This is a genomic window from Amycolatopsis sp. NPDC003731, from assembly GCF_053586895.1.
The window spans coordinates 21,106-41,190 of the sequence record NZ_JBSFNC010000010.1 but is presented as its reverse complement, the minus strand read 5'-3'; the positions used below and the strand labels follow the sequence as shown (position 1 = coordinate 41,190).

Here is a 20,085-nt window from a genome sequence, read left to right as displayed (position 1 = left end):
GGCCGCATGCGCTCCGCCAGCCGAACCGCCGAGCACGTCGCCCTGTTCCGCGCCCTGGAGACGCGGCGCCGCGACCGGCTCTTCGCCGACGACCTCGCCATCCGGTTCCTGCCGGCCCGTTACCGCTGGCTCGTGCGGGCCGCGGCCGTCCGGCCGCTCGGGCACGGCATCGCGCGCGTCATCGACCACTACTACCCGGGCGGCCCGCGCATGTCGGCGGTCGCCCGCACCCGGCTGATCGACGACCTGCTCACCGAGGCCGAGCCGGACCAGGTGCTCCTGCTCGGGGCCGGGTACGACAGCCGCGCCCACCGCATCCCCGGCGGGCTGCCCACCTACGAGGTCGACCACCCCCTGACCCAGCGCGCCAAGCGCCGGCGCGTCGCGGACCGGCCGCACGTGCACTACGTCCCCGTCGACCTCGGCACCGACAGCCTCGTCACGGCCCTCGACGGCTTCCCGCACAAGCGCACGGCCGTCGTCTGGGAAGGCGTCACCAACTACCTCACCGAGCAGGCCGTCGACTCGACGCTGCGCGACCTCGCCGCCATCACCGCGCGAGGCAGCACGATCATCTTCACCTACGTCGACCGGGCGGTGCTCGGCGCCGACGTCGCCTGGCAGCGGAAGGTCGCGCAGGTCGGTGAGCCGTGGACGTTCGGCTTCCGGCCCGCCGACGTCCCCGGCTACCTGGCCGAACGAGGTCTGGACCTCAAAGGTGACCTGTCGGCGAAGGACGCGACCGCCCGCTACCACCGGGACGAGCCGGCCGCCGGGTTCTACCGGATCGCGTGGGCGGTGGTCCGGTAGATGCCCAAGGTCAGTGAGGAACACCTGGCGAGCCGTCGCCGTCAGATTCTCGACGCCGCGGCCGGCTGCTTCGCCCGTGCCGGGTTCCACCGCACTTCCGTGCAGGACATCGTCAAGGAGTCCGGCCTTTCCGCCGGGCTGATCTACCGGTACTTCACCGGCAAGGAGGACATGATCCTCGCGATCGTCGGCGAATGGCACACGGCCCGGGCGGCCGGCCTGGGCGACGCCGACGATCCCTTGGCCGGCTACCTCGGACTGTTGCGGGAGATCGCCGGGCCGGGCGCGGCACAGCAGCGGAACCTCGGGATGCAGGCCTGGGCCGAAACCGTCCGCGAACCCCGGATCCGCGCCCTGGCTCGCCAAGGCGTCGACGACCAGCGGGAGGCGTTCGGCGGTGTCGCGCCGGACGCGGTGATCCGGGTGCTCGTGGCCATCTACCAGGGCTTGCTGCTGCAGGCTTCGTGGGACGACGAGCTGGACGCCGAGGCGTTCGTCGAGGCGGTCCGGGAATTGGTGCAGCGTCGCTAGACCACCGGTGGGCGGCGGACGTCGTAGAGGTCCCAGTCCAGCTGCCAGAACGCGTCGATGCCGTGCTCGCGGATGTACTTCCGCTCGGTGTCGTGCACCGGGTAGCAGCCCGCGATGCTGATCGGCGCGCCACCGATGTCGATCAGCGTGTACTGGTGCGCGTCGAGGCCCGCGGGCGCCGAAACCGCGAACGCCGTCATCGACGACTCCGGGGCGATCGGCTGGCCGAAGTCGATGGTGTCGCCGTAGACGAACGGGCACGTCCCGCGCAGCTGCTCGGCCAGGTAACCGATGGCCAGGGCCCAGACCGGGTCGTCGGACCGGACGCTGATCCACAGCTCGGGCCGGACGCCGTGCCAGTCCGGGTGGTCGGCCAGCGAGAGGCCGTAGGTCGCGCCGGTGAGGTAGCGCGGCTCGGGTTCGTCGGCGTAGACGAACGAGATGACGTCGTCGAGCCCGGGCTGCGTCGACGGGATGGGCTGCAGCCGGGGCGCGGCGGACCCGGTCAGGGTGTCGAGATGGGCGAAATACCGCTCGGCACGGCTCGGCATGGCGCGCAGCATACGACCGGCCGGGCGTCTGCGTGGGTTATCCCGTTGGCCCGGGCGCGGCAAGATCGGGCAGGGTGGGAAGCATGCGAGTGCTTGTGATCGGCAGCGGAATCGGCGGCGCGGCGACGGCCTGGCACCTGGCGGGCCGCGGCGCGGAAGTGATCATCGCGGACGCGGCGCGCCCGGGGACGGCGACCGAAGCCGGCGCCGGCATCGTCAGCCCCTGGACATCGCGCTGGAACGACGCGCTCTACCCGCTCGCGGCGGCCGCGGGCCGGTACTACCGGGAGTTCACCGCGGAGCTCGAAGGTTCCTCGTTCGAGGTGGTCGGCGGAATGGTGGTCTCGGCCGACGACGCGGAACTGGCCGAAGCCCACGAGCGGCTGACGTCGCGGGCGGCGGACGCGCCCGAGATGGGCGAGGTCCGGCGGCTCGACCCGGCGCAGGCCCGCGAGCTGTTCCCGGCGCTGGCGCCCAGGCTGGGTGCGGTGCACCTGCCGGGCGCCGGGCGCGTCGACGGCCACCAGCTGCGCCGGGCCTTGCTGGCGGCCGCCGAGGCGAGGGGCGCGAAGTTCGTCGAGGGCGAGGTCGCGTTCCGCGCGGACGGCACGGTGGCGACCCCGGACGGCCCCCTGGACGCCGACAGCGTGGTGGTGGCGGCCGGCGCGTGGAGCCGCGAACTGCTGGCCCCGCTGGGGATCGACCTGCCGGTGACGCCGCACCGCGGCCAGATCAGCCACTTCGACCTGCCGGGCACGGAAACCGCGGCCTGGCCGGTGGTCCTGCCCCGCACCAGCCACTACCTCCTGGCCTTCGGCGGCGGCCGGGTGGTGGCGGGCGCGACGCGCGAGGCGGAGGCGGGCTTCGACTACCGCGTGACGGCGGCCGGGCAGCGCGAAGTGCTGGAGAACGCCCTGACAGTGGCGCCGGGTCTGGCGGACGCCACCCTCGCCGAGACCCGGGTCGGCTTCCGCCCGGGAACACCCGACGGCCTGCCGATCCTGGGCACGATCCGGCCGGGCCTGGCGGTGTCGACGGGCTTCGGCGCCGGCGGGCTGACGAACGCGCCGTTCGCGGGAAAGCTCGTGGCGGCGCTGGCCCTGGGGGAGGACCCGGGCTTCGACCTGAGCCCGTTCGCCCCGGACCGGTTCACGGGCCTCAGCCCTCGGTGACCAGCTCCAGCGCGTGCTCGCCGGTGCGCTCGACCACCAAGCCCGCCTTGGTGATCACCTTCGCCAGCTGGTCCACAGTGGACGGCTCCGCGCGGGTGGCCGCCAGCACGTGCGCCAGGCGGCCCTTGTACGCCTTGTTGAAGTGGCTCACCGTCACGCGCTCGCCGCGGGCGTTCTCCGTCACCACCCGGACGGTCACCGCGTCCGGGCGCAGCTTGGCGAACGCCGAGTACGTGCCCGAGCGCAGGTCGACGACCAGGCCCTCGACCGCCTGCAGCACCGGCTCGAGGACCGGCTTCCACAGCCCGCGGACGGTGCCCAGCGCCGGCAGCGAGTTGCCGCCCGAGAGCCGGTACGCCGGGATCGGATCGGTGGCCGACACCACGCCGAACAGCGACGACGTCACCGCCAGCCGCCGGTGGGCCTTCTCCAGTCCCGCCTTCGTGAAGCTCTTCACGTCCAGCGCGTCGTACAGGACGCCGGTGTAGCGGCGCAGCGCCGGCATCGTCGGGGACGTCCACAGCTGCGCGTTGCGCGCGACCTCGCCCGCCTGCCGCTCGGTGAGGCCCAGGGCCGCGATGCTCGCCGGGACGTCGGTGGCCAGCTCGGCCAGCGCGTCGGCCAGCTTCGCGCGCGTCGGGTTCAGCTCGGGGAACGACAGCCCGTCGAGGCGGAGCGGGCCGCCGCGGCCGCCGTCGGCCTTGGTCTCGGAAGGGGGGAGGAGCACCAGCACGCCCCGAGCGTAAATCGGGGTGCGCGGGCGCCGCTGCCCGGCCTAGCCTCCCGGGATGGACCTGACCTGGCGACCGTTGACCCTCGGCGACGCTCCCGCCCTCGCCCGGCTGTACGCGGCGGCCGAGGAGGTCGACCGGACGGGTGAGCACTTCAGCGCCGAAGACTTCCGCGAAGAGCTGGCGGGCCCCAACGTCGACCTGGCCCGCGCCACCGTCGGGGCCTGGGCCGGCGACCGGCTCGTGGGCTACGGCCTGGTTCGCCGCCGCGACGCCGCCGACCCCGTGCACATGATCCGGCTCCAGTCGATCGTGCACCCGGACTCCCGGACCGACGCCGTCGGCGCTCACCTGGTCGAGTGGTTCACGCGCACGAGCCGCGAGGTCCACGAGCGCGTCTTCCCGGGCGCGCCCCTCGAACTGCACTACGGCAGCCACGAGAACGAGCGCTGGATCGCCGGTGTCCTCACCCGGGCGGGCTACACGAACAGCCGGACGATGGTCACCATGCGCGTCGGCCTCGCCGACCTGCCGCCGCAGCCCCCGCTACCCGACGGGTTCGCCGCGGTGCCGTTCGAGTTCAAGTACGACCTCGCCGCGCTCGACGCCCGCAACGACACCTTCGCCGACCACTGGGGCAGCACGAGCTACGAGCCGGACGCCTGGCGCCACCTGGTCACCGGCTCGAAGGACTTCCGCCCGGAGTTGTCGTTCCTCGTCCTGGACGGCGACAAGGTGCTGGCGTTCGTGCTGAGCCACCACTACGTGTCCGAAACCGAGGCGACCGGCATCCGCGAGCTTTACGCGACCTGGGTGGGCACCCGGTCGGCCCTGCGTGGCCGCGGCATCGCGTCGGGGCTGCTGGGGCACACCCTCCTGGCGGCGAAGGAGGCGGGATTCGACCGGTCCGCCCTCAACGTCGACGTCGACAACGCCCACCGCGCCCTGGGTGTCTACGAACGCTGCGGATATCGCGTCGTCGACGAATGGCACGTGTACGTGCTCAAGCCCGGACGAGGTTGAGCAACTCCTCGCCCTGCGCGTACCGCCGCAGCTGCTCCGCCGCGAGCTTCTTCGCGCGCGGGTAGAACGACGCCGACCCGCCCGCGATGTGCGGGGTGATGACCACGCCCGGAACCGTCCACAGTGGATGATCCGCGGGCAGGGGTTCCGGGTCCACGACGTCGAGACCGGCGCGGAGGCGCCCGGTGCGCGTCTCGGCGAGCAACGCGTCCGTGTCGATCGCCGTGCCGCGGCCGACGTTGACCACCAGGGCGTCGTCGGGGAGGGCGGCGAGCTCGGCGACGCCGATGAGGCCGCGCGTCGCCGGGGTCTCCGGCAGGACCAGCACGACGATGTCGGCTGCGGGCAGCAGCGCGGGCAGTTCGGCGACGCCGTGGACGTCTTCGTCCGGGCGGGGACGGCTCGCCACCCGCGTCACCACGGCCTCGGCCGCGACGAGCTGGCGCTCGATGGCCTGCCCGATCGAGCCGTACCCGACGAGGAGGACCCGGCTGTCGGCCAGCGACCGCGTGTGCTCCCGCACCCACTCGCCGCGGGTCTGCTGCGCGAACCAGCGCGGCAGGTCCCGCTGCGCGGCGTGGATGAGCGCGAGGGCGTGCTCGGCGACGCTCAGGTCGTGCAGCCCGCGCCCGTTCGCGAGGCGCACGCCCTCGGGCAGCAGCGGCACGATGGCCTCGACGCCGGCCGACAGCGACTGCACCACCCGCAGCGACGGCAGTTCCCGGATCAGTTTCGGCGGCTCCGGCCCGCGGTCGTAGGGCAGCACGTAGAACTCGACGTCCCCGAGATCGGCCGGAGGGGCGCCGGCGCCGTCGTAGTACGCGGCGCCGAGCCCCTCCGGCACGTCGATGTCGGTCCACGGCAGCAGTACGCGAGCGCTCATGCCGCCTTTCTACCCGCTACCGCGTGTAGTAGCCCTGCAGGTCGACGACCAGGTGCGTCGAGCCGGCGGAGTTGAGCACGTCGAAGCGCGCTCCCGAGCCGAGCCGGACCGTCGCGGCGTTGGACGTGTTCTCGCCCGCCATGACGTTCACCGTCGAGGGCACGCCGCTGTAGGGCAGGTCGTGCGACCAGGCGGCCAGGAACGTCATGGCGCTCGGCTGGACGCCGGTGACGTTGACCGCCGCGGCGGTCGCGCCGGACGGCAGGCCGGCGGCCGGCACCGTGACGATCCCGCCCGGGCCCAGCGGCGCCGCCGGGCCGGTGCGGGTGTCGACCAGGCGGGTGGGCGTGCCCAGCGCCGCGTACCGGCTGCCCGTGTCGCCGGGGACGAACGAGCCGACCAGGGACAGCAGGACGTGGCTCTGGCCGTGGTGCAGGAAGATGCGGATGGCGCCGTCGTCGCCGATCCGCACCAGCGACTGGGTCGCGCGGTGCTCGTTCGGCACGATGTTCAGCGTCGACGGGCCGGGCGTGCCCTGGGCGAAGACGCTGAAGAAGGTGTCGGAGTCGCTTTCGGTCCCGGTGAGGTTGACGGCCACCGCGACGGCGTCGGCGGGGACGCCCGCGACGCCGCGGACCGGCACGGTCACCACCTCGCCCGGGGTCAGCCGGCCCGGGTGCCCGCCGAGCGAGGTGCGGGTGTCGAGCACCAGGCCGGGCTTGTCCTTCGGCTGGTAGGTCGACTCGCCGGAGGCGCTGTAGTAGCCGAGGTAGTCGACGATGACGTCGATGTTCCCGGCGTTGTTGCGGACCTTGATCCGGCCGTCCGCGCCGACCGGGACGATCGCCATGCCGGCGGCGGTGCGACCGCCGGTGATGTTGACGTTGGACGTCGTGGGCAGGGCGTCGCCGTAGGCGGTCAGGAAGGTGCTCGCGGTGCCACCGGTGCCGACCAGGCTGACCGCGACCGCGCTCGCGGCGGCGGGCAGGCCGGGGATGGCGACGGACACGGATTCGCCGGCCGCGACGGGCTTCTGGTGGCCGCCGGTGTCGGTGCGGGTGTCGAGCACGCGCTGGGCGGTGGGCAGGGCGGTGTACGCGTCGCCGCGGAGGCGGAGGCCGATCCAGCCGGCGATGTCGTCGACGCGGGTCTCGACGGTGCCCTGCCGGGTCTCGGTCGAGCCGAGGCAGCCGGCCTGCCAGGACGCGTGGTGGATCCCGGCGAGCTCGACGACGCCGTTGCGCTCGCGGAGGAGGGGACCGCCGGCGTCGCCCTGGCAGGTGGTGGCGGCCGCCGGGTCGCCGAGGACGGCGAGGGTGGTGGCGGTGACGCTCTGCACGGAGGCGGGGACGGTGTGGAGCTGGTCGGGGACCCATTCGGTGGCGGTCCGGCCGTAGCCGGCGATGCGCAGGACCTCGTCCGGCGCGGGAGCGGCGGTGCCGATGGCGACGGGCGTGACGCCGGTGACCGGCGCGGCCAGCTTGGCGAGGGCGAGGTTGCGGTCGGCCCGGAAGAGGAGGTCGACGACGGCGCGTTCGGTGCCGGCGGCGCCCCGCTGCCCGACGATCGCCTTCGTGGCGAGCTTCGGCGCACCGGCTTGGCCGCCGTTTTCGGGGAAGCAGCCGGCGGCGGTGACGACCCACTGCGGCGCGACCAGGGCACCGCTGCACCCGTGCAGCCCGCCGACGTCGATCTTGGTGGCGAAGGTGTAGGCGCCTGCGGCGGCCGGGCTGCCCCCGGTGACGGCGGACGCGGGAACGGCGGCGAGGAGGCCGGCCACCGCGACGGCGGCGAGCGTGGCCCCGGCTCTTCCGGGCATGGCGAAGGCACCCTTGACGGGCGGCATGGATCCCCCTGTGATTCGGAAACTTCGTCGCGAACGGGAACTGTCGCGGGCACCCCGCACCAAGGACCCCCCCGTTCCTGGTCGCGCCGATGCTAGCCGGTTGTGTTGGCGGGGGGCCAGTAGCCGAAAGGCGGGTGTGGAAGGGGGTGGGCCGAACGGACGATCATGGGGCCGGTCGGGGCGGGAATCGTTGTGGGACAGGGGATCTGTTGACGGCTGAGCCGGGGCAGCATCGGCCGGCGGAGGTGCGGTGGGCTCGGCGAGCGGGCCGGGCCGGCTGGGTGCGGCAGCCGCCGGCCGCGCCGTCGCGGGATGGGCCGGGAAACGCCGGCCCGGCGAGCGGGCCGGTCGCTTCGACGCAGCCCGCCCTCCCCGGTCGAGCTCAGTGCGCGCCGGCCGATACGCAGAACTCGTTGCCCTCCGGATCCACCAGCACCGTCCACGCCAGGCCCGGGACCTCGTGCTCCGCCACCTCCTTCGCGCCCAGCCCCACCAGCCGTGCCACCTCGGCCCGGCGATCCTCGCAGCCGAAGTCCACGTGGACGCGGTTCTTGCCCGCTCTCGGCTCCGGCACCCGCTGCAGCCCCACCGTCAGGCCGCCCTCCGGCGGGGCCAGCATCAGGAAGTCGCCGTGGTCCTGGGCCACCTTCGTGCCCAGCGCCGCCGTCCAGAACTCCGCCAGCCTCTTCGGGTCGGCGCAGTCGATCGTGATCATGCCCATTTGCATCGCCATGTCCCGAAGCTAGCGGCCACCACCGACAAAACCGGCCGCCGAGTAACCCGTTGGAGTCACGGTGGGGGGATTGACTACCCTGAGCGGGACTTTCACACCCGCCCGGCGCAGGGAGCCCCGCAGTGATCACCAGGACTTCGTCGTTGTTCCTTCGCACGTTGCGCGAGGATCCGGCGGACGCCGAGGTACCGAGCCACCGGCTCCTGGTACGTGCCGGCTATGTCCGCCGGGTCGCTCCGGGCGGGTACTCCTGGCTGCCGCTCGGCCTGCGGGTGCTGCGCCGCATCGAGGCCGTCGTGCGCGAAGAGATGAACGCCATCGGCGCGCAGGAGATCCAGTTCCCCGCGCTGCTGCCGAAGGAGCCCTACGAGGCCACGGGCCGCTGGACCGAGTACGGCGACGGCCTCTTCCGCCTCAAGGACCGCAAGGGCGCCGACTACCTCCTCGGCCCGACGCACGAGGAGCTCTTCGCCCTCACCGTCAAGGGCGAGTACAGCTCGTACCGCGATTACCCGGTCACGCTCTACCAGATCCAGACCAAGTACCGCGACGAAGCGCGCCCCCGGGCCGGCATCCTGCGCGGCCGCGAGTTCGTCATGAAGGACTCCTACTCCTTCGACCTCGACGACGACGGTCTCGCGCGCTCCTACCAGGCCCACCGGGACGCCTACACGAAGCTGTTCGACCGGCTCGGCCTCGAATACGTCGTCGTCAAGGCGACGTCGGGCGCCATGGGCGGCTCGGCGTCCGAGGAGTTCCTCGCGGTCGCCGAGACGGGCGAGGACACCTACGTCCGCAGCACCGAGTCCGGCTACGCGGCGAACGTCGAAGCCGTCGTCACGCCCGCGCCCCCCGCGCAGCCGATCGAGGGCCGTCCCGAGGCGCAGGTGCACCACACGCCGAACACGCCGACCATCGAGACGCTCGTCGACTTCCTCAACAACGCGGGCCTGGGCCGCACGTTCACCGCCGCGGACACGCTGAAGAACGTCATGCTCAAGACGCGTCAGCCGGGCTCGGCCGAGTGGCAGCTCGTCTGCGTCGCCGTCCCGGGCGACCGCGAAGTGGACATGAAGCGCCTCGAAGCGTCGCTGGAGCCGGCCGAGGTCGCGCTGCTCGACGAGGCCGACTTCGCGAAGAACCCGTTCCTCGTCAAGGGCTACATCGGCCCGAAGGCGCTGCAGGACAACGGCGTGCGCTACCTCGCCGACCCGCGGATCGTCCCCGGCACCGCCTGGGTCACCGGGGCCGACAAGGTCGACCACCACGTCGTCGATCTGCTCGCCGGCCGCGACTTCACGCCGGACGGCACCATCGAGGCCGCCGAGGTCCGCGAGGGCGACGCGTCGCCGGACGGGCACGGCACCCTGGTCGCCGCGCGCGGCATCGAGATCGGGCACATCTTCCAGCTGGGCCGCAAGTACACCGACGCCTTCGAGGTCGACGCGCTCGGCCCCGACTCGAAGCCGATCCGGATCACCATGGGGTCCTACGGCGTCGGCGTCTCGCGGCTGGTCGGCGTGCTCGCCGAGCAGAACCACGACGACCTCGGCCTGATCTGGCCGCGCGTGGTCTCGCCGTTCGACGTGCACATCGTCATCGCGGGCAAGGACGAGGCGGTCGCGGCCGGTGCCGAGAAGATCGCCGCCGAGCTGGACGCGGCCGGCGTCGAGGTCATCCTCGACGACCGGAAGGCGACCCCGGGCGTCAAGTTCGCCGACGCCGAGCTGGTCGGCGTCCCGACCATCCTGGTCGTCGGGCGCGGCCTGGCCAACGGCGTCGTCGAGGTCAAGGACCGGCGTTCCGGCGAGCGCGAGGAGATCGCGGTCGACGCCGTCGTCGAGCACCTGGTCAAGCTCGTCCGGAGCTGAGATGAACCGGCGCTCCGACGATGAGACGCCGGGGTACGAGGACAACGCGGCGCTCCGCGGGTTCGGCGGTTACGAACCCGCGGACGCCCCGCGCGCGCAGCCGAAGCGGATCCGGCCGAAGCTGAAACCGCTAAAGTGGCGGCGGGCGCCGTGGTTCGGCCTGGTGTTCATCGCCCTGGTCGCCGGCGTGCTGAACGCGCTGGGCGTCGGCAAGCCGCACCCGGCCTCGTCCTCGCCGTCACCCGCGCCGCTGGTGGTAACGCCCTCGCCGCGTGCGGTGGTGCCGGCGGCGGTCGAGGGCTGGCAGCCCGTGGCCGGTCGCGACGGCGCGTACGCCTACGACGTCCCGCCGAATTGGCAACCGACGCCCGACACCCAGCACGGCTGGGCCGGGATCAGGCTGATCACCAGCGCGTTCCTCGGCAAGTGCGGTGGTGGCGCCGGCCTCACCACGGAGCCACTGGCCGACCTCGAGGCGGCAGCCCGCAAGGCGGCGACGGACCTGGCGAAGGGCGCGTATGGTGCGGTGCCGGAGATCGGGCCTGGGACGGACGCGCAGGTTCCCCGGGCCGACGGCACGGCGGTTCCCGCCCGGGTGGTGGTCGCTTCGGTGACTCCGGCGCAGACGGGGGAGTGCGCCGTCCCGCACGCGCAGCTGGCGGTGCTGGCGTTCGGTGGGGATTCGGGGACGTCCGGCGTGCTGGTGGCGTACGGGGAATCGGCGCGGGAGGACCTGGTGCGGATCGTGCGGAGCTACCGGTTCGTCCCGGCGGCGGACCGGGGGACGACGACCCCGCCGCCGACGACCGTCCGCTAGAGCGGCCGCGGACCGGCAGCGCCGCTTCCGTTGAGCGCGGGAATTCGGCAGGCTGCGGGGCATGAGTGGGGATGCGGGCAGACGGCTGGGCCGGATCCGGGCCGTCGCGTTCGGGGTGCTGGCCGTCTCAGGGGTGCTGCTCCTTTTCGGACCGCTGCTGGCCAAAGCCTGGATCTGGCTCGTCGAGCCGCGGGATCCGGACTGGTGGGGTGCCTCCGGCCAGTGGGTCGGCGGCATCGGCACGATCGCGGCCGTCGTGGTCGCGCTGTGGATCGCCATCCGCGACGGCCGGCTCGCGCAGGCCGACCGCCGGGAGCGGGACCTGCGCGAACGGCAGGAGCAGGCCGCGAAGGTCACCGCGTGGATCGAGTACGCCGGCGGCCAGGGCTTCATGGTCGTCTCCAACGCGAACGCCGAAGCGGTCAACCACGTCGTCGTCTCGTTCGACCTCGTGCACAACCTGCCGATGACCGGGTCGACCCTGCACCGCGGGCCGGACATCGAGGACGACGAATACCTCTACGCCATCCTGCCGCCCGGGAAGTGGCGGATGCCGATCCGCGAGGAGTGGCAGCGCCCGGACATGACGCCCGGGGTGATGCTCGCCTTCACCGACTCGCGGAACGGCCACTGGCTCCGCCTGACCGACGGACGGCTGATCCCGAAGGAGCACAACGTCGTCACCCGGCGGAAGATCCGCTTCCCGCAGCGGATCAGCGTGCCCGAGAGCTACTGACCAGCTTCGCCAGCTGCCGCAGCCGGACGTCCGGCAGGTAGGCCCGGCTCAGCGCCAGCCCGATGCGCGGAAGGTCGGCCTCATCGCGGAAAGCCAGGTACAGCGGGACGTGCCGCGGCTGGAACTTCGCCTTGAACGCGTGCAGGGAACGGAATCCGTAGTACGGCTCCATCACGCGGCCCAGTGACTCCAGGACCCGGTCCACCGGCCGCGCCGCGAACCCGTCGCCGCTGCGGGCCAGCGGCGCACCCGACAGCGAGACGAACCGCGCGCCTTCCTCGCGGAAGGCCAGGCACGCCGAGGCGATGAGGAACTCCATCACCGGGCGGAAGCCGTGGGCGCTGCGGCGCATGACGTCCAGCGTCCAGCCGCCGATCTTGCCCGCGCCGGTGTGGACCGGCAGCCACGACGTCACGCCGTGGACCGTGCCCTCCGCGTCGACCGCCAGGCCGACCCGGGTCGCCGGGTCCATCGCCTCGTCGAGGCCGCCGAGGGTGAAGCCCATCTCCGGCATGGCCTTGCCGGACATCCACTCCTCCGACAGCGCCCGGACCTGGGCCAGGATCGGCTCGGGCTGGTCGGCCAGGCGGACCAGCCGGAACTCGATGTCCTGCTTGGCCGCCTTGTTCAGCGCCGAGCGGACGTCCTGCCACGCCTTGCCGCGGAACTCGAGGCCATCGAGGTCGAGCACGTTGTCCTCGGCCACCTGGACGTGCTGCCAGCCCAGCTCGCGCGTCGCCGCGACGGTGGCTTCCGTCGCCGAGAACACGCACGGCACCAGCCCGGAGTTCTCGCACATCGCGGCGAATTCGGTGACCGTGGCGGCCGCCGTGCCGTCCGGCGCGATCGGGTCGCCCAGCGCCACCGCGACCCCCGCGTGACGGCGGTACGCGAGGTAGGACAGGCCGTCCTCTCGGACGAAGTAGGTGTTGCGCGGCCAGGTCGTCATCCACGACAGCGTGCTGCCGCCGTGGCGCCCCAGCAGAGTGCGGGCCAGCGCCGGCCCCGGGCCCTGCGCGTGCCGCCGCAGCCGGCGCCGCGAAGGCACCCGGAAGGCGTGGCGGGCGGCGATCAGGACGGCCAGCTCGACCGTCCACAAGAGATTGTCCACGAAGAACAGTGGCAGACCCGTGACGTCGTAGTCGCCGCCGAAGATGTCGGCCACCCCGAGCAGGGTCGCGACGGCGAGCCCCTGCACCGTCACGAACGCCGAAAGCCCGACGGCCCAGCGCCACGCGACGCGGCTGCCCTTGCGCAGCCCGTTGAGCATCGGCACCACCAGGAGCACCAGGATGCCGAGCTCCGGCGCCGACAGCGAAACGCCGTCGTCGGACCCGAAGGGGCCGTCGCCGGGCACCAGGAACATCACGATCTCGGCGATGGTGAGCAGCAGCAGGCCGGCCACGGCCAGCACCCGCCACTCCCGCAGGTTCGGGGCCGCCTGGGCGCCGATCCGCCGGGTGCCGACCAGGCGCTTGCCGAGCGGAAGGGCCAGCAGCAGCGCGAAGAAGTGCACGAGGTCGGCCAGCGTGCCGACGTAGACGATCGCGACCCCGGCGTACACGCACAGCCCGGCCCGCAACCGCAGCGCCCACGGCGGCCGCAGCGTCGCGCTGGCGATGGCCACCGCGGCGAGCGCGCCGCCGGAGAACCCGACGTCGAGGCTGCCCGCGACCCGCTCGGCCCACAGCCAGCCGGAATTGCGGGACAGCGCGAGGAACTGGGTCGCGGCGAGCACCGCGACGAGCTGGCCGCCGATGGTCACCGCCATCGCGCGCCGCGTCCCCAGCTTCCACTCGGCGAAGCCGGCGAAGAGCGCGAAGCTGCCGACCATCGGGAGGTAATACCAAGGGATGACGGCGAAGAACGGCCCGGTGAGCATGGTCCACCACCGGCCCGCCTCCAGTGACGGCAGTCCGTAGGCGACGAACGGGTAGACCGCGCGGTCTTCGGCGGCGTTCCACAACGCCCCGGTCGCGACGGCCAGCACCAGCATCGCGAGCGTGACACCGCTGGTGAACGGCAGTCGCTGTCTCAACACCGCAACCGTGCTCCGGATGCGGCCCCCTCCGGCGGTTCCGGCCGCCGCCCCTGCGTCAGTCATGGGGAGAAGTCTGTCGAGTTCCCGCCACCGCGGACATCGGGCAAGGGAACGAGATTTCCCCTAGGGGTGTCGTCCTTTCGGCTGAGGGATGTCCCCCTCTGCAGGACGACGTCAGCCGAGGACGGCGCGCCGGACCGCGTCGGTGTCGGTCAGGTCGGGCAGCACCGTGTGGGCGCCCTCGGCCTGCAGTTCCTCGGCGGAGTAGTGCCCGGTGGCCACCGCGACGGAGACCGCGCCGTTGGCCACCGCGGCCCGGACGTCGTTCGGCGTGTCGCCGATGACGACCACCGCGTCGGCGTCGAATTCCGTGCCGTGCTTGGCCGCCGCCAGCGCCATCGCGTGCGGGACCAGGTCCGGGCGGTGCACCGAGAGCGTGCCGTAGCCGCCGATCTCGAGGTCGAGGTGCTCGTCCAGGCCGAACGGGGCGAGCTTGTGCCGGGAGATCTCCGGCAGGTTGCCGGTGACGAGCGTCTGGACGACGTCGCCGCCGGCGGCGAACGCGGTCAGCGCCTCGGCCGCGCCCGGCAGCGCGCGGGCCGTCTCCGCGAAGGTGTGCCGGTGGCGTTCGGACTCCGCCACCAAGGCCTTGAACAGCGCCTGGATCGTCTCCTCGGCGGCCTCGAAGCCGTTCGCGGTGAGCAGGTCGGTCGTCGTCGCCCGTTCCGTGCGGCCGCCGAACACCGGGTGCACGCGCAGGGTCGCGCCGGTCGCCGCGGTGAACGCGGTCCCGTACCAGGCCGCGCCCAGTTCGGAGAAGTCCACGAGCGTGTGGTCGATGTCCCAGAGCACCAGCCGCTTCTTCGTCACGGATCCGAGGCTACCGGGCACGGTATTCAACGCGTGTTGACTTCCGGGCGGCCGGGTCGTACCTTGGGCGTAATTCAACACGCGAAGAATAAGTGGAGGCAGTGATGACCCGTCCCGCAGGGGCGCTCGCCCTGGTCGCCGCCCTGGCCGGCGCGCTGGTGGCGGTGGTGCTCGGATTCCTCACCTTCGGCGCGCAGGCCACCGTCGCGCCCGACGGCGTCCCGGTCGCCGTCGCCGCACCGCCGGAGATCGCGCAGCGCATCGCCGCCCATGGCGGTGGCCAGCTCGCCTGGACCGTCGCGACCCCGGCCGAAGCGCGACAGCTCCTGGAAGACAAGAAGGTCTACGGCGTGCTCGAACTCGGGCCGGGACCGTCCGCGACCGTCGTGACGTCGGGCGCGGTCAACCCGGCGGGCACCCAGGTCGCCCAGCAGGCGCTGACCGGCGCCGCGACCGCGCTGGCCGGCCCGCCGAAGCAGGAGGTCCTGCACCCGGTCGGGCTCGCGGGCCGGACCGCGCCGCTGGCCGCGAGCGCGCTGGCGTGGATCGGGGCGCTCGTCGCGGGTCTCGCGCTGACGCAGCTCGCGAAGCGGACCGGCCGGAGCGTCGGGGCCGGCGCCCGGTTCCTGCAGGTCGTCGGCGCGGGTGTGCTGATCACGGCGGTGGTGGCCGGGTTCTTCGCGCTGTGGGACGCGACGTTGCCGCTGACCGCGGACGTCCTCGGCTTCGTCTTCCTGGCCGCGACGGCGTTCGCGGCGCTGCAGGCCGGGTTGCTGCGCCTGCTGGGCCTGCGCGCGATGGCCGTCCTCGCGCCGCTGTACCTGGTCGCGCCCGCGGTGGCCGGGCAGGTGCCGGAGCTGCTGAACCCGGCCTACCGCGCGCTGCTGTGGTCGTGGACGCCGTTCCGGTTCTCCACCGAAGGCCTGCGCAGCCTGCTGCAGGGCGTCCCGGGCGCGCCCGACGTGACGACCGCCTTGTGGGTGCTCGGTGCGCTGCTGGCCGCGGGCCTGCTGGTGGCGCTGTGGCCGGTCCGCTCAGCCCGCGAGGAGGCTGAACCGCACCTTGCGGACGGGGTTGTCGAGGTTGGTGTCCACTAGGCAGATCGACTGCCAGGTGCCCAGCGCGAGGACGCCGCCGAGCACCGGGATCGTCGCGTACGGCGGCACCAGCGCCGGGAGCACGTGGTCACGGCCGTGACCCGGGCTCCCGTGCCGGTGCCGCCAGCGGCCGTCGCGGGGGAGCAGCTCGTCGAGTGCGGTCAGCAGGTCCTCGTCGCTGCCGGCGCCGGTTTCCAGGACGGCCAGCCCGGCGGTGGCGTGCGGGACCCAGACGTGCAGCAGCCCGTCGGTGGCGTCGGCGTCGCGCAGGAACGCCTCGGCTTCGTGGGTGAGGTCGTGGACGACGGCTTCCGAGCCGGTGCGGACCTCGATCTCGGTGGAATACATGCGGCCCAGCCTAGGGAGCGATGGGCTCCTTCGCGGGGTGACCGGTGCGGGTGAACGCGAACGCCGTCAAGGCCGCCAGGAGCACCGCGCCGGCGAGGTAGGGGACGACCGGGTCGATCTCGTACAGGCCGGTGCCCAGCAACGGCCCGCCCATGAACGCCAGCGCGCTGCTCGACCCCATGAGCCCGGCGACCGCGCCCTGCTCCTCCCGGGTGGCCAGCAGCGTCGGCGCCGACATGAACCCCGGCGTCGCGAACCCCATCCCCGCGCCGAGCACGCCCACGCCGGCGCCGAGCAGGAACCCGTCCGAGCCGGTGGCCACCACGAGCATCCCGGCGGTCATGACGACCGCCCCCACGCGGACCAGCCGCAGCGGCGTCCAGTCCAGGCGCGGGACGGCGAGCACCTGGACCAGGATGATCATCCCCGCTCCGGCCAGCATGACCAGGCTCGTCACCCGCCCGGTGTCCTGCGCGGCCAGGTGCAGGCGGTCCTGCACGAGGAACCCGATGGTCATCAGGACGATCGCCAGCGCGAGGTAGAGGCCGAAGCCCAGGGTCAGGAACGGCCACAGGCGCTTGTCGAACGGGCTGACCTTCACCGTCTCCGGCCGCGTGACGCGTTTCGGGGGCTTCGGCAGCGCGAAGGTGATCACGACGGCGATCGCGGCCAAGACGACCGGCGCGGCGTAGACCGGGACGAGCAGATTGCCGGTGAGGCTCAGCAGGCCGCCCAGCGCGGGCCCGACGGCGAGCGCGAGGCCCTGGGCCGCGCCGAAGACCGCCATGCCCCGCACGCGCGCGGCGGGGCCGTTGGTGACGTCGGCGATGTAGGACTGCGCGGTCACCGGCGTCGCGGCCCAGGCCAGCCCGAACGCGACACCGCGGGTGAGCAGGACGGCCGTGAACAGCACCGGCACGGCGAGCGCCTTCGCCAGGCCGAGCTGGGCGACGAGGGCGAAGCCGAGCAGGCTCGCCATGGCGCCCAGCAGGGAGAGCAGCAGGACCGGCCGGTGTCCCCAGCGCGCGGTCCGGCGGCCCCAGAACGGGCTGGCCAGCACGACACCGGCCCCGCCGATCGCCCACACCGAGCCGAGCGCGAACTCGCTGAAGCCGAATTCGCGGGCCAGCGGCGGCAGGAGCGGGTTGAGCATCTGCTGGCCGGCCATCAGGCCGAAGACCGCCAGGCACACCACCAGGACGGGTCGTCTTTCCGTGGTCATGATCGTTCCCCAGTTCTGTCCGACGACTTTTCGAACACGTTCCGAAAGTAGCACGGCGGGCATGATGGGGGCATGCCTCGACCCGCCGGCCGCATGGGACGGCCGCCGACGACGTCCCGCGAGCAGATCCTCGAAGCGGCACGGGTGATCCTCGACCGGGACGGCTGGGAGAAGCTGACGATCCGCCGGCTCGCCGCGGAGCTCGGCGTCGGCGCGACGACGCTGTACCACCACGTGCGCGACAAGGACGACCTGCTGATCCAGCTGCTCGAGCACTACGCCGGCCGGCTGCCGCGGCCGGCCCTGCCGGACGACCCGCGCGACCGCATCGTCGCCGCGGCGACCGTGATGCACGACGCGCTGGCCGCCTGGCCGCAGGTCGTGGAGGTGCTGACGGCCGACGACCTGCTGGGCGAGCCGGCGCTGTGGATGGTCGAGGGCATCGTCGGCGGGGCACTCGATTGCGGCAGTGCGCCGGAGCGGGCCGTCGAGCTGTACCGGAACATCTGGTACTACACGGTGGGCGAGATCCTCGTTCGCGCTCGCGCCGGGCGGCGGGCCGCCGAGGGCCGGCCCCGTTACCGCGACTCGGTGTTCGCGAACCTGGACGAGTCCCGGTTCCCCGGGCTGGCCGGCATCGGGGAACGCTGGCCGGAGCTGACCGCGCGCGACACCTACCGGGCCGGGCTGCGCGCCTTCGTCGACGGGCTGCTCGCTCAGGAATCCAAGTAGCGCAACACCGCGAGCACCCGGCGGTTGTCCCCTTCGGACGGTGGCAGGCCGAGCTTGCCGAAGATCGACGTCACGTACTTCTCCACCGAACCGGGGGAGAGGAACAGCTTCGTCGCGATCGCGGAGTTCGACCGGCCCTCCGCCATCAGGCCCAGCACCTCGCGTTCCCGCGGGGTGAGGCCGCCGAGCGCGTCGGTCTGGCGCGTCGCCGAGAACAGCTGGCTGACGACCTCGGGGTCGAGGACCGTTTCGCCGTCCGCGACCCGGCGCAGCGCGTCGAGGAAGTCCGACACCTCGGCGACGCGATCCTTGAGCAGGTAGCCGACGCCGCCCGCGCGGTCGGCCAGCAGCTGGGCCGCGTACTTCGTCTCGACGTACTGGGAGAACAGCAGGATCGCGCAGCCGGGGAGCTCGCGGCGCAGCGCGATCGCCGCGCGCAGGCCCTCGTCGGTGTGCGCCGGCGGCATCCTGATGTCCACAATGGACACGTCGGGAGCGTGGTCGTTGACCGCTTCGCGCAGGGCGTCGGCGTCCTTCACCGCGGCGACGACCTCGTGGCCGCGGAAGGTCAGCAGCTCCACGAGACCCTGGCGCAGGATGGTGGAGTCCTCCGCGATGACGATCCGCATGCCGCGACCCTAGCGGGGCAGCGGCACCCGCGCGGACACTTCGGTCGGACCGCCGGCCGGGCTGGTGACGGTCAGCTCGCCGTCGACCGTCCGCAGCCGCTCGGCGACGCCGGCCAGCCCGCCGCCCGGCACGATCCGGGCGCCGCCGGGACCGGTGTCGCGCACCCGCAGCAGCAGGACGTCCGGGGTTTCGGTGACTTCGACGAGCGTCGTCCCGCCGTGTTTCGCGGCGTTGGTGAGCAGTTCGGCGGCGCTGAAGTAGACGATCGTCTCCAGCGACGGCGGTGGGCGGCGCGGCAGGTCGACGGCGACCTGCGCGTCGATCCCGGAGGTGGCGACGAGCGTGGCGAGGGCGACGTCGAGGCCCGCGTCCAGGGCGGCCGGGTGGATGCCGCGGGCGAGGTCGCGCAGTTCGGTGAGGGCCTGCTTGGCGTTGGCGTGCGCGGCGGTGACCAGCTGCTTGACCTGCGGGAGGTCGACGTCGGTCAGCTCGTCCTTGGCCAGGCCGAGCTTCATGGCCAGCGCGACGAGCTGGGCCTGCGCGCCGTCGTGCAGGTCGCGTTCGATGCGCCGCAGCCGCAGGGCGGCGTCCTCGACGGCGGTCGCGCGGCTCGCTTCGAGGTCGCGGACGCGGGCGGACAGGTCGCGCTCGCCGAGCAGCCCGACGACCAGCAGCCTGTCGAGCGCGGCGAAGGCGTGCGTCACCCGCGGCAACGCGACCAGCACGAGCAGCCCGGACGCCGACCAGGCCAGCGCACCCGCCCAGTGCTCGGCGCGGATGTCGAAGACGGGCAGTTCCCGTTCGCCCATCGGGAACCAGAAGAAGCAGTAGGTGGTGGCGGCGAAGCTGTAGAGGGTCGCGGTGAGGACGGTGCCGAGCCCGACGAGGGTCAGCGGCATTCGCAGCAGCAGGTAGCCGATGGCCCGCCAGCCCGCGGGATCGCCGACGCGCGCCTTCACCCAGCTCCACAGCCCGGGTTTGAGCTCGGGCCGCCGTGGGGCGGGGACGCTGACGCCGAGCAGGGCTTTCGCGAGCCTCCGGTGGGCGGCCCCGATGCCCCGGGCGTAGAAGACGGCGCCGGCGAGGACGAGGAACCCGAGCAGGACGGGGGTGAGCCAGAGGCCGGCCGCGAGCACGACCAGGAAGGTGAGCAGGGCGAAGACGGTGAGCGGGGCGGCGAGCCAGAGCCAGAGGTACTCGGCCCGGAAGTCCCGCGTGGCCAGGGGGCCGAAGACGCGGCGCAGCGGGTGGGGTGGGTCGAGGGTGGTCACGGGATTCAGTGTTGCCCGCGGGCGGCGGGGTTGCCCATGGGGTTTTCCCCCGAGTCGGTTACGGAACTCCGCAGGGTGCCGGCGAACGGGGACCTGGTCGTCCGCGCTGTCGGAAGGCGGCGAAGCGGGTCCGGGCTTCGAGCTGGATCCTGTTCGCCGGGCCGGCGTAC

General features: G+C 73.1%; 20 protein-coding genes. 9 read left to right on the top strand and 11 right to left on the bottom strand.

Annotated elements, in window-relative coordinates:
- Positions 1 to 6: 6 nt before the first annotated feature.
- Complete coding sequence (locus ACWDN5_RS06540; protein WP_449674990.1) at positions 7 to 810, top strand: class I SAM-dependent methyltransferase; 804 nt, start codon at positions 7 to 9, stop codon at positions 808 to 810.
- Positions 811 to 1,341 (top strand): TetR/AcrR family transcriptional regulator, encoded by a 531-nt coding sequence (locus tag ACWDN5_RS06535; protein ID WP_449674988.1) that lies wholly within the window; start codon positions 811 to 813, stop codon positions 1,339 to 1,341.
- On the opposite strand, the gene ACWDN5_RS06530 is transcribed toward ACWDN5_RS06535, so the two are convergent.
- Complete coding sequence (locus ACWDN5_RS06530) at positions 1,338 to 1,892, bottom strand: suppressor of fused domain protein (RefSeq protein ID WP_310974353.1); 555 nt, start codon at positions 1,890 to 1,892, stop codon at positions 1,338 to 1,340. The two genes, ACWDN5_RS06535 and ACWDN5_RS06530, sit on opposite strands and share 4 nt — an antisense overlap.
- Before the next feature lie 83 nt (positions 1,893 to 1,975).
- On the opposite strand from ACWDN5_RS06530, the gene ACWDN5_RS06525 reads away from it, so the two are divergent.
- Positions 1,976 to 3,064 carry an NAD(P)/FAD-dependent oxidoreductase gene (locus ACWDN5_RS06525; RefSeq protein WP_449674986.1) on the top strand — a complete coding sequence of 363 codons (1,089 nt, stop codon included), beginning with the start codon at positions 1,976 to 1,978 and terminating at the stop codon, positions 3,062 to 3,064.
- Here the strand turns inward: ACWDN5_RS06525 and yaaA are convergent.
- The gene (gene yaaA / locus ACWDN5_RS06520; RefSeq protein WP_310974350.1) at positions 3,051 to 3,797 is read right to left on the bottom strand and encodes a peroxide stress protein YaaA; all 747 of its coding nucleotides are present in this window, start codon (positions 3,795 to 3,797) and stop codon (positions 3,051 to 3,053) included. The genes ACWDN5_RS06525 and yaaA overlap by 14 nt on opposite strands.
- Positions 3,798 to 3,852: 55 nt before the next feature.
- Here yaaA and ACWDN5_RS06515 point away from each other — a divergent pair, with 55 nt between their 5' ends.
- Positions 3,853 to 4,818 (top strand): GNAT family N-acetyltransferase, encoded by a 966-nt coding sequence (locus tag ACWDN5_RS06515; protein ID WP_310974348.1) that lies wholly within the window; start codon positions 3,853 to 3,855, stop codon positions 4,816 to 4,818.
- Here the strand turns inward: ACWDN5_RS06515 and ACWDN5_RS06510 are convergent.
- The 3 genes from ACWDN5_RS06510 to ACWDN5_RS06500 form a co-directional block, all read right to left on the bottom strand.
- Positions 4,799 to 5,701 carry a 2-hydroxyacid dehydrogenase gene (locus ACWDN5_RS06510; RefSeq protein WP_449674984.1) on the bottom strand — a complete coding sequence of 301 codons (903 nt, stop codon included), beginning with the start codon at positions 5,699 to 5,701 and terminating at the stop codon, positions 4,799 to 4,801. The two genes, ACWDN5_RS06515 and ACWDN5_RS06510, sit on opposite strands and share 20 nt — an antisense overlap.
- Before the next feature lie 16 nt (positions 5,702 to 5,717).
- On the bottom strand, positions 5,718 to 7,520 hold the full coding sequence (locus ACWDN5_RS06505; protein WP_449674982.1) for a S1 family peptidase: 1,803 nt from the start codon (positions 7,518 to 7,520) through the stop codon (positions 5,718 to 5,720).
- Positions 7,521 to 7,929: 409 nt separating this feature from the next.
- A complete protein-coding gene (locus ACWDN5_RS06500) occupies positions 7,930 to 8,280 on the bottom strand; it encodes a VOC family protein (RefSeq protein ID WP_449674980.1) in 351 nt (116 codons plus the stop codon).
- A 122-nt stretch (positions 8,281 to 8,402) separates the two neighbouring features.
- Between ACWDN5_RS06500 and ACWDN5_RS06495 the strand changes: the two genes are divergently transcribed.
- The 3 genes from ACWDN5_RS06495 to ACWDN5_RS06485 all read left to right on the top strand — a co-directional run bounded on the left by ACWDN5_RS06495 (position 8,403) and on the right by ACWDN5_RS06485 (position 11,704).
- Positions 8,403 to 10,151: a proline--tRNA ligase gene (locus ACWDN5_RS06495; protein ID WP_310974341.1), complete on the top strand. Its 1,749-nt coding sequence runs from the start codon at positions 8,403 to 8,405 to the stop codon at positions 10,149 to 10,151.
- Between the two features lies 1 nt (position 10,152).
- On the top strand, positions 10,153 to 10,968 hold the full coding sequence (locus tag ACWDN5_RS06490) for a hypothetical protein (RefSeq protein ID WP_310974340.1): 816 nt from the start codon (positions 10,153 to 10,155) through the stop codon (positions 10,966 to 10,968).
- A 61-nt stretch (positions 10,969 to 11,029) separates the two neighbouring features.
- On the top strand, positions 11,030 to 11,704 hold the full coding sequence (locus tag ACWDN5_RS06485) for a hypothetical protein (protein WP_310974339.1): 675 nt from the start codon (positions 11,030 to 11,032) through the stop codon (positions 11,702 to 11,704).
- Here ACWDN5_RS06485 and ACWDN5_RS06480 read toward each other — a convergent pair.
- Together ACWDN5_RS06480 and ACWDN5_RS06475 are read right to left on the bottom strand one after the other, a co-directional pair.
- Positions 11,682 to 13,745, bottom strand: a complete 2,064-nt coding sequence (locus ACWDN5_RS06480) for a bifunctional lysylphosphatidylglycerol flippase/synthetase MprF (RefSeq protein ID WP_310974337.1) — start codon at positions 13,743 to 13,745, stop codon at positions 11,682 to 11,684. The two genes, ACWDN5_RS06485 and ACWDN5_RS06480, sit on opposite strands and share 23 nt — an antisense overlap.
- 174 nt (positions 13,746 to 13,919) lie before the next feature.
- On the bottom strand, positions 13,920 to 14,615 hold the full coding sequence (locus ACWDN5_RS06475; RefSeq protein WP_310974335.1) for an HAD family hydrolase: 696 nt from the start codon (positions 14,613 to 14,615) through the stop codon (positions 13,920 to 13,922).
- A 104-nt stretch (positions 14,616 to 14,719) separates the two neighbouring features.
- On the opposite strand from ACWDN5_RS06475, the gene ACWDN5_RS06470 reads away from it, so the two are divergent.
- Complete coding sequence (locus tag ACWDN5_RS06470; protein WP_310974333.1) at positions 14,720 to 15,712, top strand: YhgE/Pip domain-containing protein; 993 nt, start codon at positions 14,720 to 14,722, stop codon at positions 15,710 to 15,712.
- On the opposite strand, the gene ACWDN5_RS06465 is transcribed toward ACWDN5_RS06470, so the two are convergent.
- The gene (locus ACWDN5_RS06465; RefSeq protein ID WP_310974331.1) at positions 15,650 to 16,060 is read right to left on the bottom strand and encodes a secondary thiamine-phosphate synthase enzyme YjbQ; all 411 of its coding nucleotides are present in this window, start codon (positions 16,058 to 16,060) and stop codon (positions 15,650 to 15,652) included. The genes ACWDN5_RS06470 and ACWDN5_RS06465 overlap by 63 nt on opposite strands.
- A 10-nt stretch (positions 16,061 to 16,070) precedes the next feature.
- Entirely contained in the window at positions 16,071 to 17,282 is a 1,212-nt protein-coding gene (locus ACWDN5_RS06460; RefSeq protein WP_449674977.1) for an MFS transporter, read from the bottom strand.
- Between the two features lie 72 nt (positions 17,283 to 17,354).
- On the opposite strand from ACWDN5_RS06460, the gene ACWDN5_RS06455 reads away from it, so the two are divergent.
- The gene (locus ACWDN5_RS06455) at positions 17,355 to 18,014 is read left to right on the top strand and encodes a TetR/AcrR family transcriptional regulator (RefSeq protein WP_449674975.1); all 660 of its coding nucleotides are present in this window, start codon (positions 17,355 to 17,357) and stop codon (positions 18,012 to 18,014) included.
- Here the strand turns inward: ACWDN5_RS06455 and ACWDN5_RS06450 are convergent.
- Together ACWDN5_RS06450 and ACWDN5_RS06445 are read right to left on the bottom strand one after the other, a co-directional pair.
- Entirely contained in the window at positions 17,999 to 18,643 is a 645-nt protein-coding gene (locus tag ACWDN5_RS06450) for a response regulator transcription factor (RefSeq protein WP_310974324.1), read from the bottom strand. The genes ACWDN5_RS06455 and ACWDN5_RS06450 overlap by 16 nt on opposite strands.
- 9 nt (positions 18,644 to 18,652) lie before the next feature.
- The gene (locus ACWDN5_RS06445; protein ID WP_449674972.1) at positions 18,653 to 19,915 is read right to left on the bottom strand and encodes a sensor histidine kinase; all 1,263 of its coding nucleotides are present in this window, start codon (positions 19,913 to 19,915) and stop codon (positions 18,653 to 18,655) included.
- Between the last annotated feature and the right edge of the window lie 170 nt (positions 19,916 to 20,085).

What these genes read in the sequence shown, in the direction of transcription:
- ACWDN5_RS06540 (WP_449674990.1), top strand. Translation starts at nt 7, where the DNA reads ATGCGCTCCGCCAGCCGAACCGCCGAGCACGTCGCCCTGTTCCGCGCC.
- ACWDN5_RS06535 (WP_449674988.1), top strand. Translation starts at nt 811, where the DNA reads ATGCCCAAGGTCAGTGAGGAACACCTGGCGAGCCGTCGCCGTCAGATT.
- ACWDN5_RS06530 (WP_310974353.1), bottom strand. Translation starts at nt 1,892, where the DNA reads ATGCCGAGCCGTGCCGAGCGGTATTTCGCCCATCTCGACACCCTGACC.
- ACWDN5_RS06525 (WP_449674986.1), top strand. Translation starts at nt 1,976, where the DNA reads ATGCGAGTGCTTGTGATCGGCAGCGGAATCGGCGGCGCGGCGACGGCC.
- ACWDN5_RS06515 (WP_310974348.1), top strand. Translation starts at nt 3,853, where the DNA reads ATGGACCTGACCTGGCGACCGTTGACCCTCGGCGACGCTCCCGCCCTC.
- ACWDN5_RS06510 (WP_449674984.1), bottom strand. Translation starts at nt 5,701, where the DNA reads ATGAGCGCTCGCGTACTGCTGCCGTGGACCGACATCGACGTGCCGGAG.
- ACWDN5_RS06505 (WP_449674982.1), bottom strand. Translation starts at nt 7,520, where the DNA reads ATGCCCGGAAGAGCCGGGGCCACGCTCGCCGCCGTCGCGGTGGCCGGC.
- ACWDN5_RS06500 (WP_449674980.1), bottom strand. Translation starts at nt 8,280, where the DNA reads ATGGCGATGCAAATGGGCATGATCACGATCGACTGCGCCGACCCGAAG.
- ACWDN5_RS06490 (WP_310974340.1), top strand. Translation starts at nt 10,153, where the DNA reads ATGAACCGGCGCTCCGACGATGAGACGCCGGGGTACGAGGACAACGCG.
- ACWDN5_RS06485 (WP_310974339.1), top strand. Translation starts at nt 11,030, where the DNA reads ATGAGTGGGGATGCGGGCAGACGGCTGGGCCGGATCCGGGCCGTCGCG.
- ACWDN5_RS06470 (WP_310974333.1), top strand. Translation starts at nt 14,720, where the DNA reads ATGACCCGTCCCGCAGGGGCGCTCGCCCTGGTCGCCGCCCTGGCCGGC.
- ACWDN5_RS06465 (WP_310974331.1), bottom strand. Translation starts at nt 16,060, where the DNA reads ATGTATTCCACCGAGATCGAGGTCCGCACCGGCTCGGAAGCCGTCGTC.
- ACWDN5_RS06460 (WP_449674977.1), bottom strand. Translation starts at nt 17,282, where the DNA reads ATGACCACGGAAAGACGACCCGTCCTGGTGGTGTGCCTGGCGGTCTTC.
- ACWDN5_RS06455 (WP_449674975.1), top strand. Translation starts at nt 17,355, where the DNA reads ATGCCTCGACCCGCCGGCCGCATGGGACGGCCGCCGACGACGTCCCGC.
- ACWDN5_RS06450 (WP_310974324.1), bottom strand. Translation starts at nt 18,643, where the DNA reads ATGCGGATCGTCATCGCGGAGGACTCCACCATCCTGCGCCAGGGTCTC.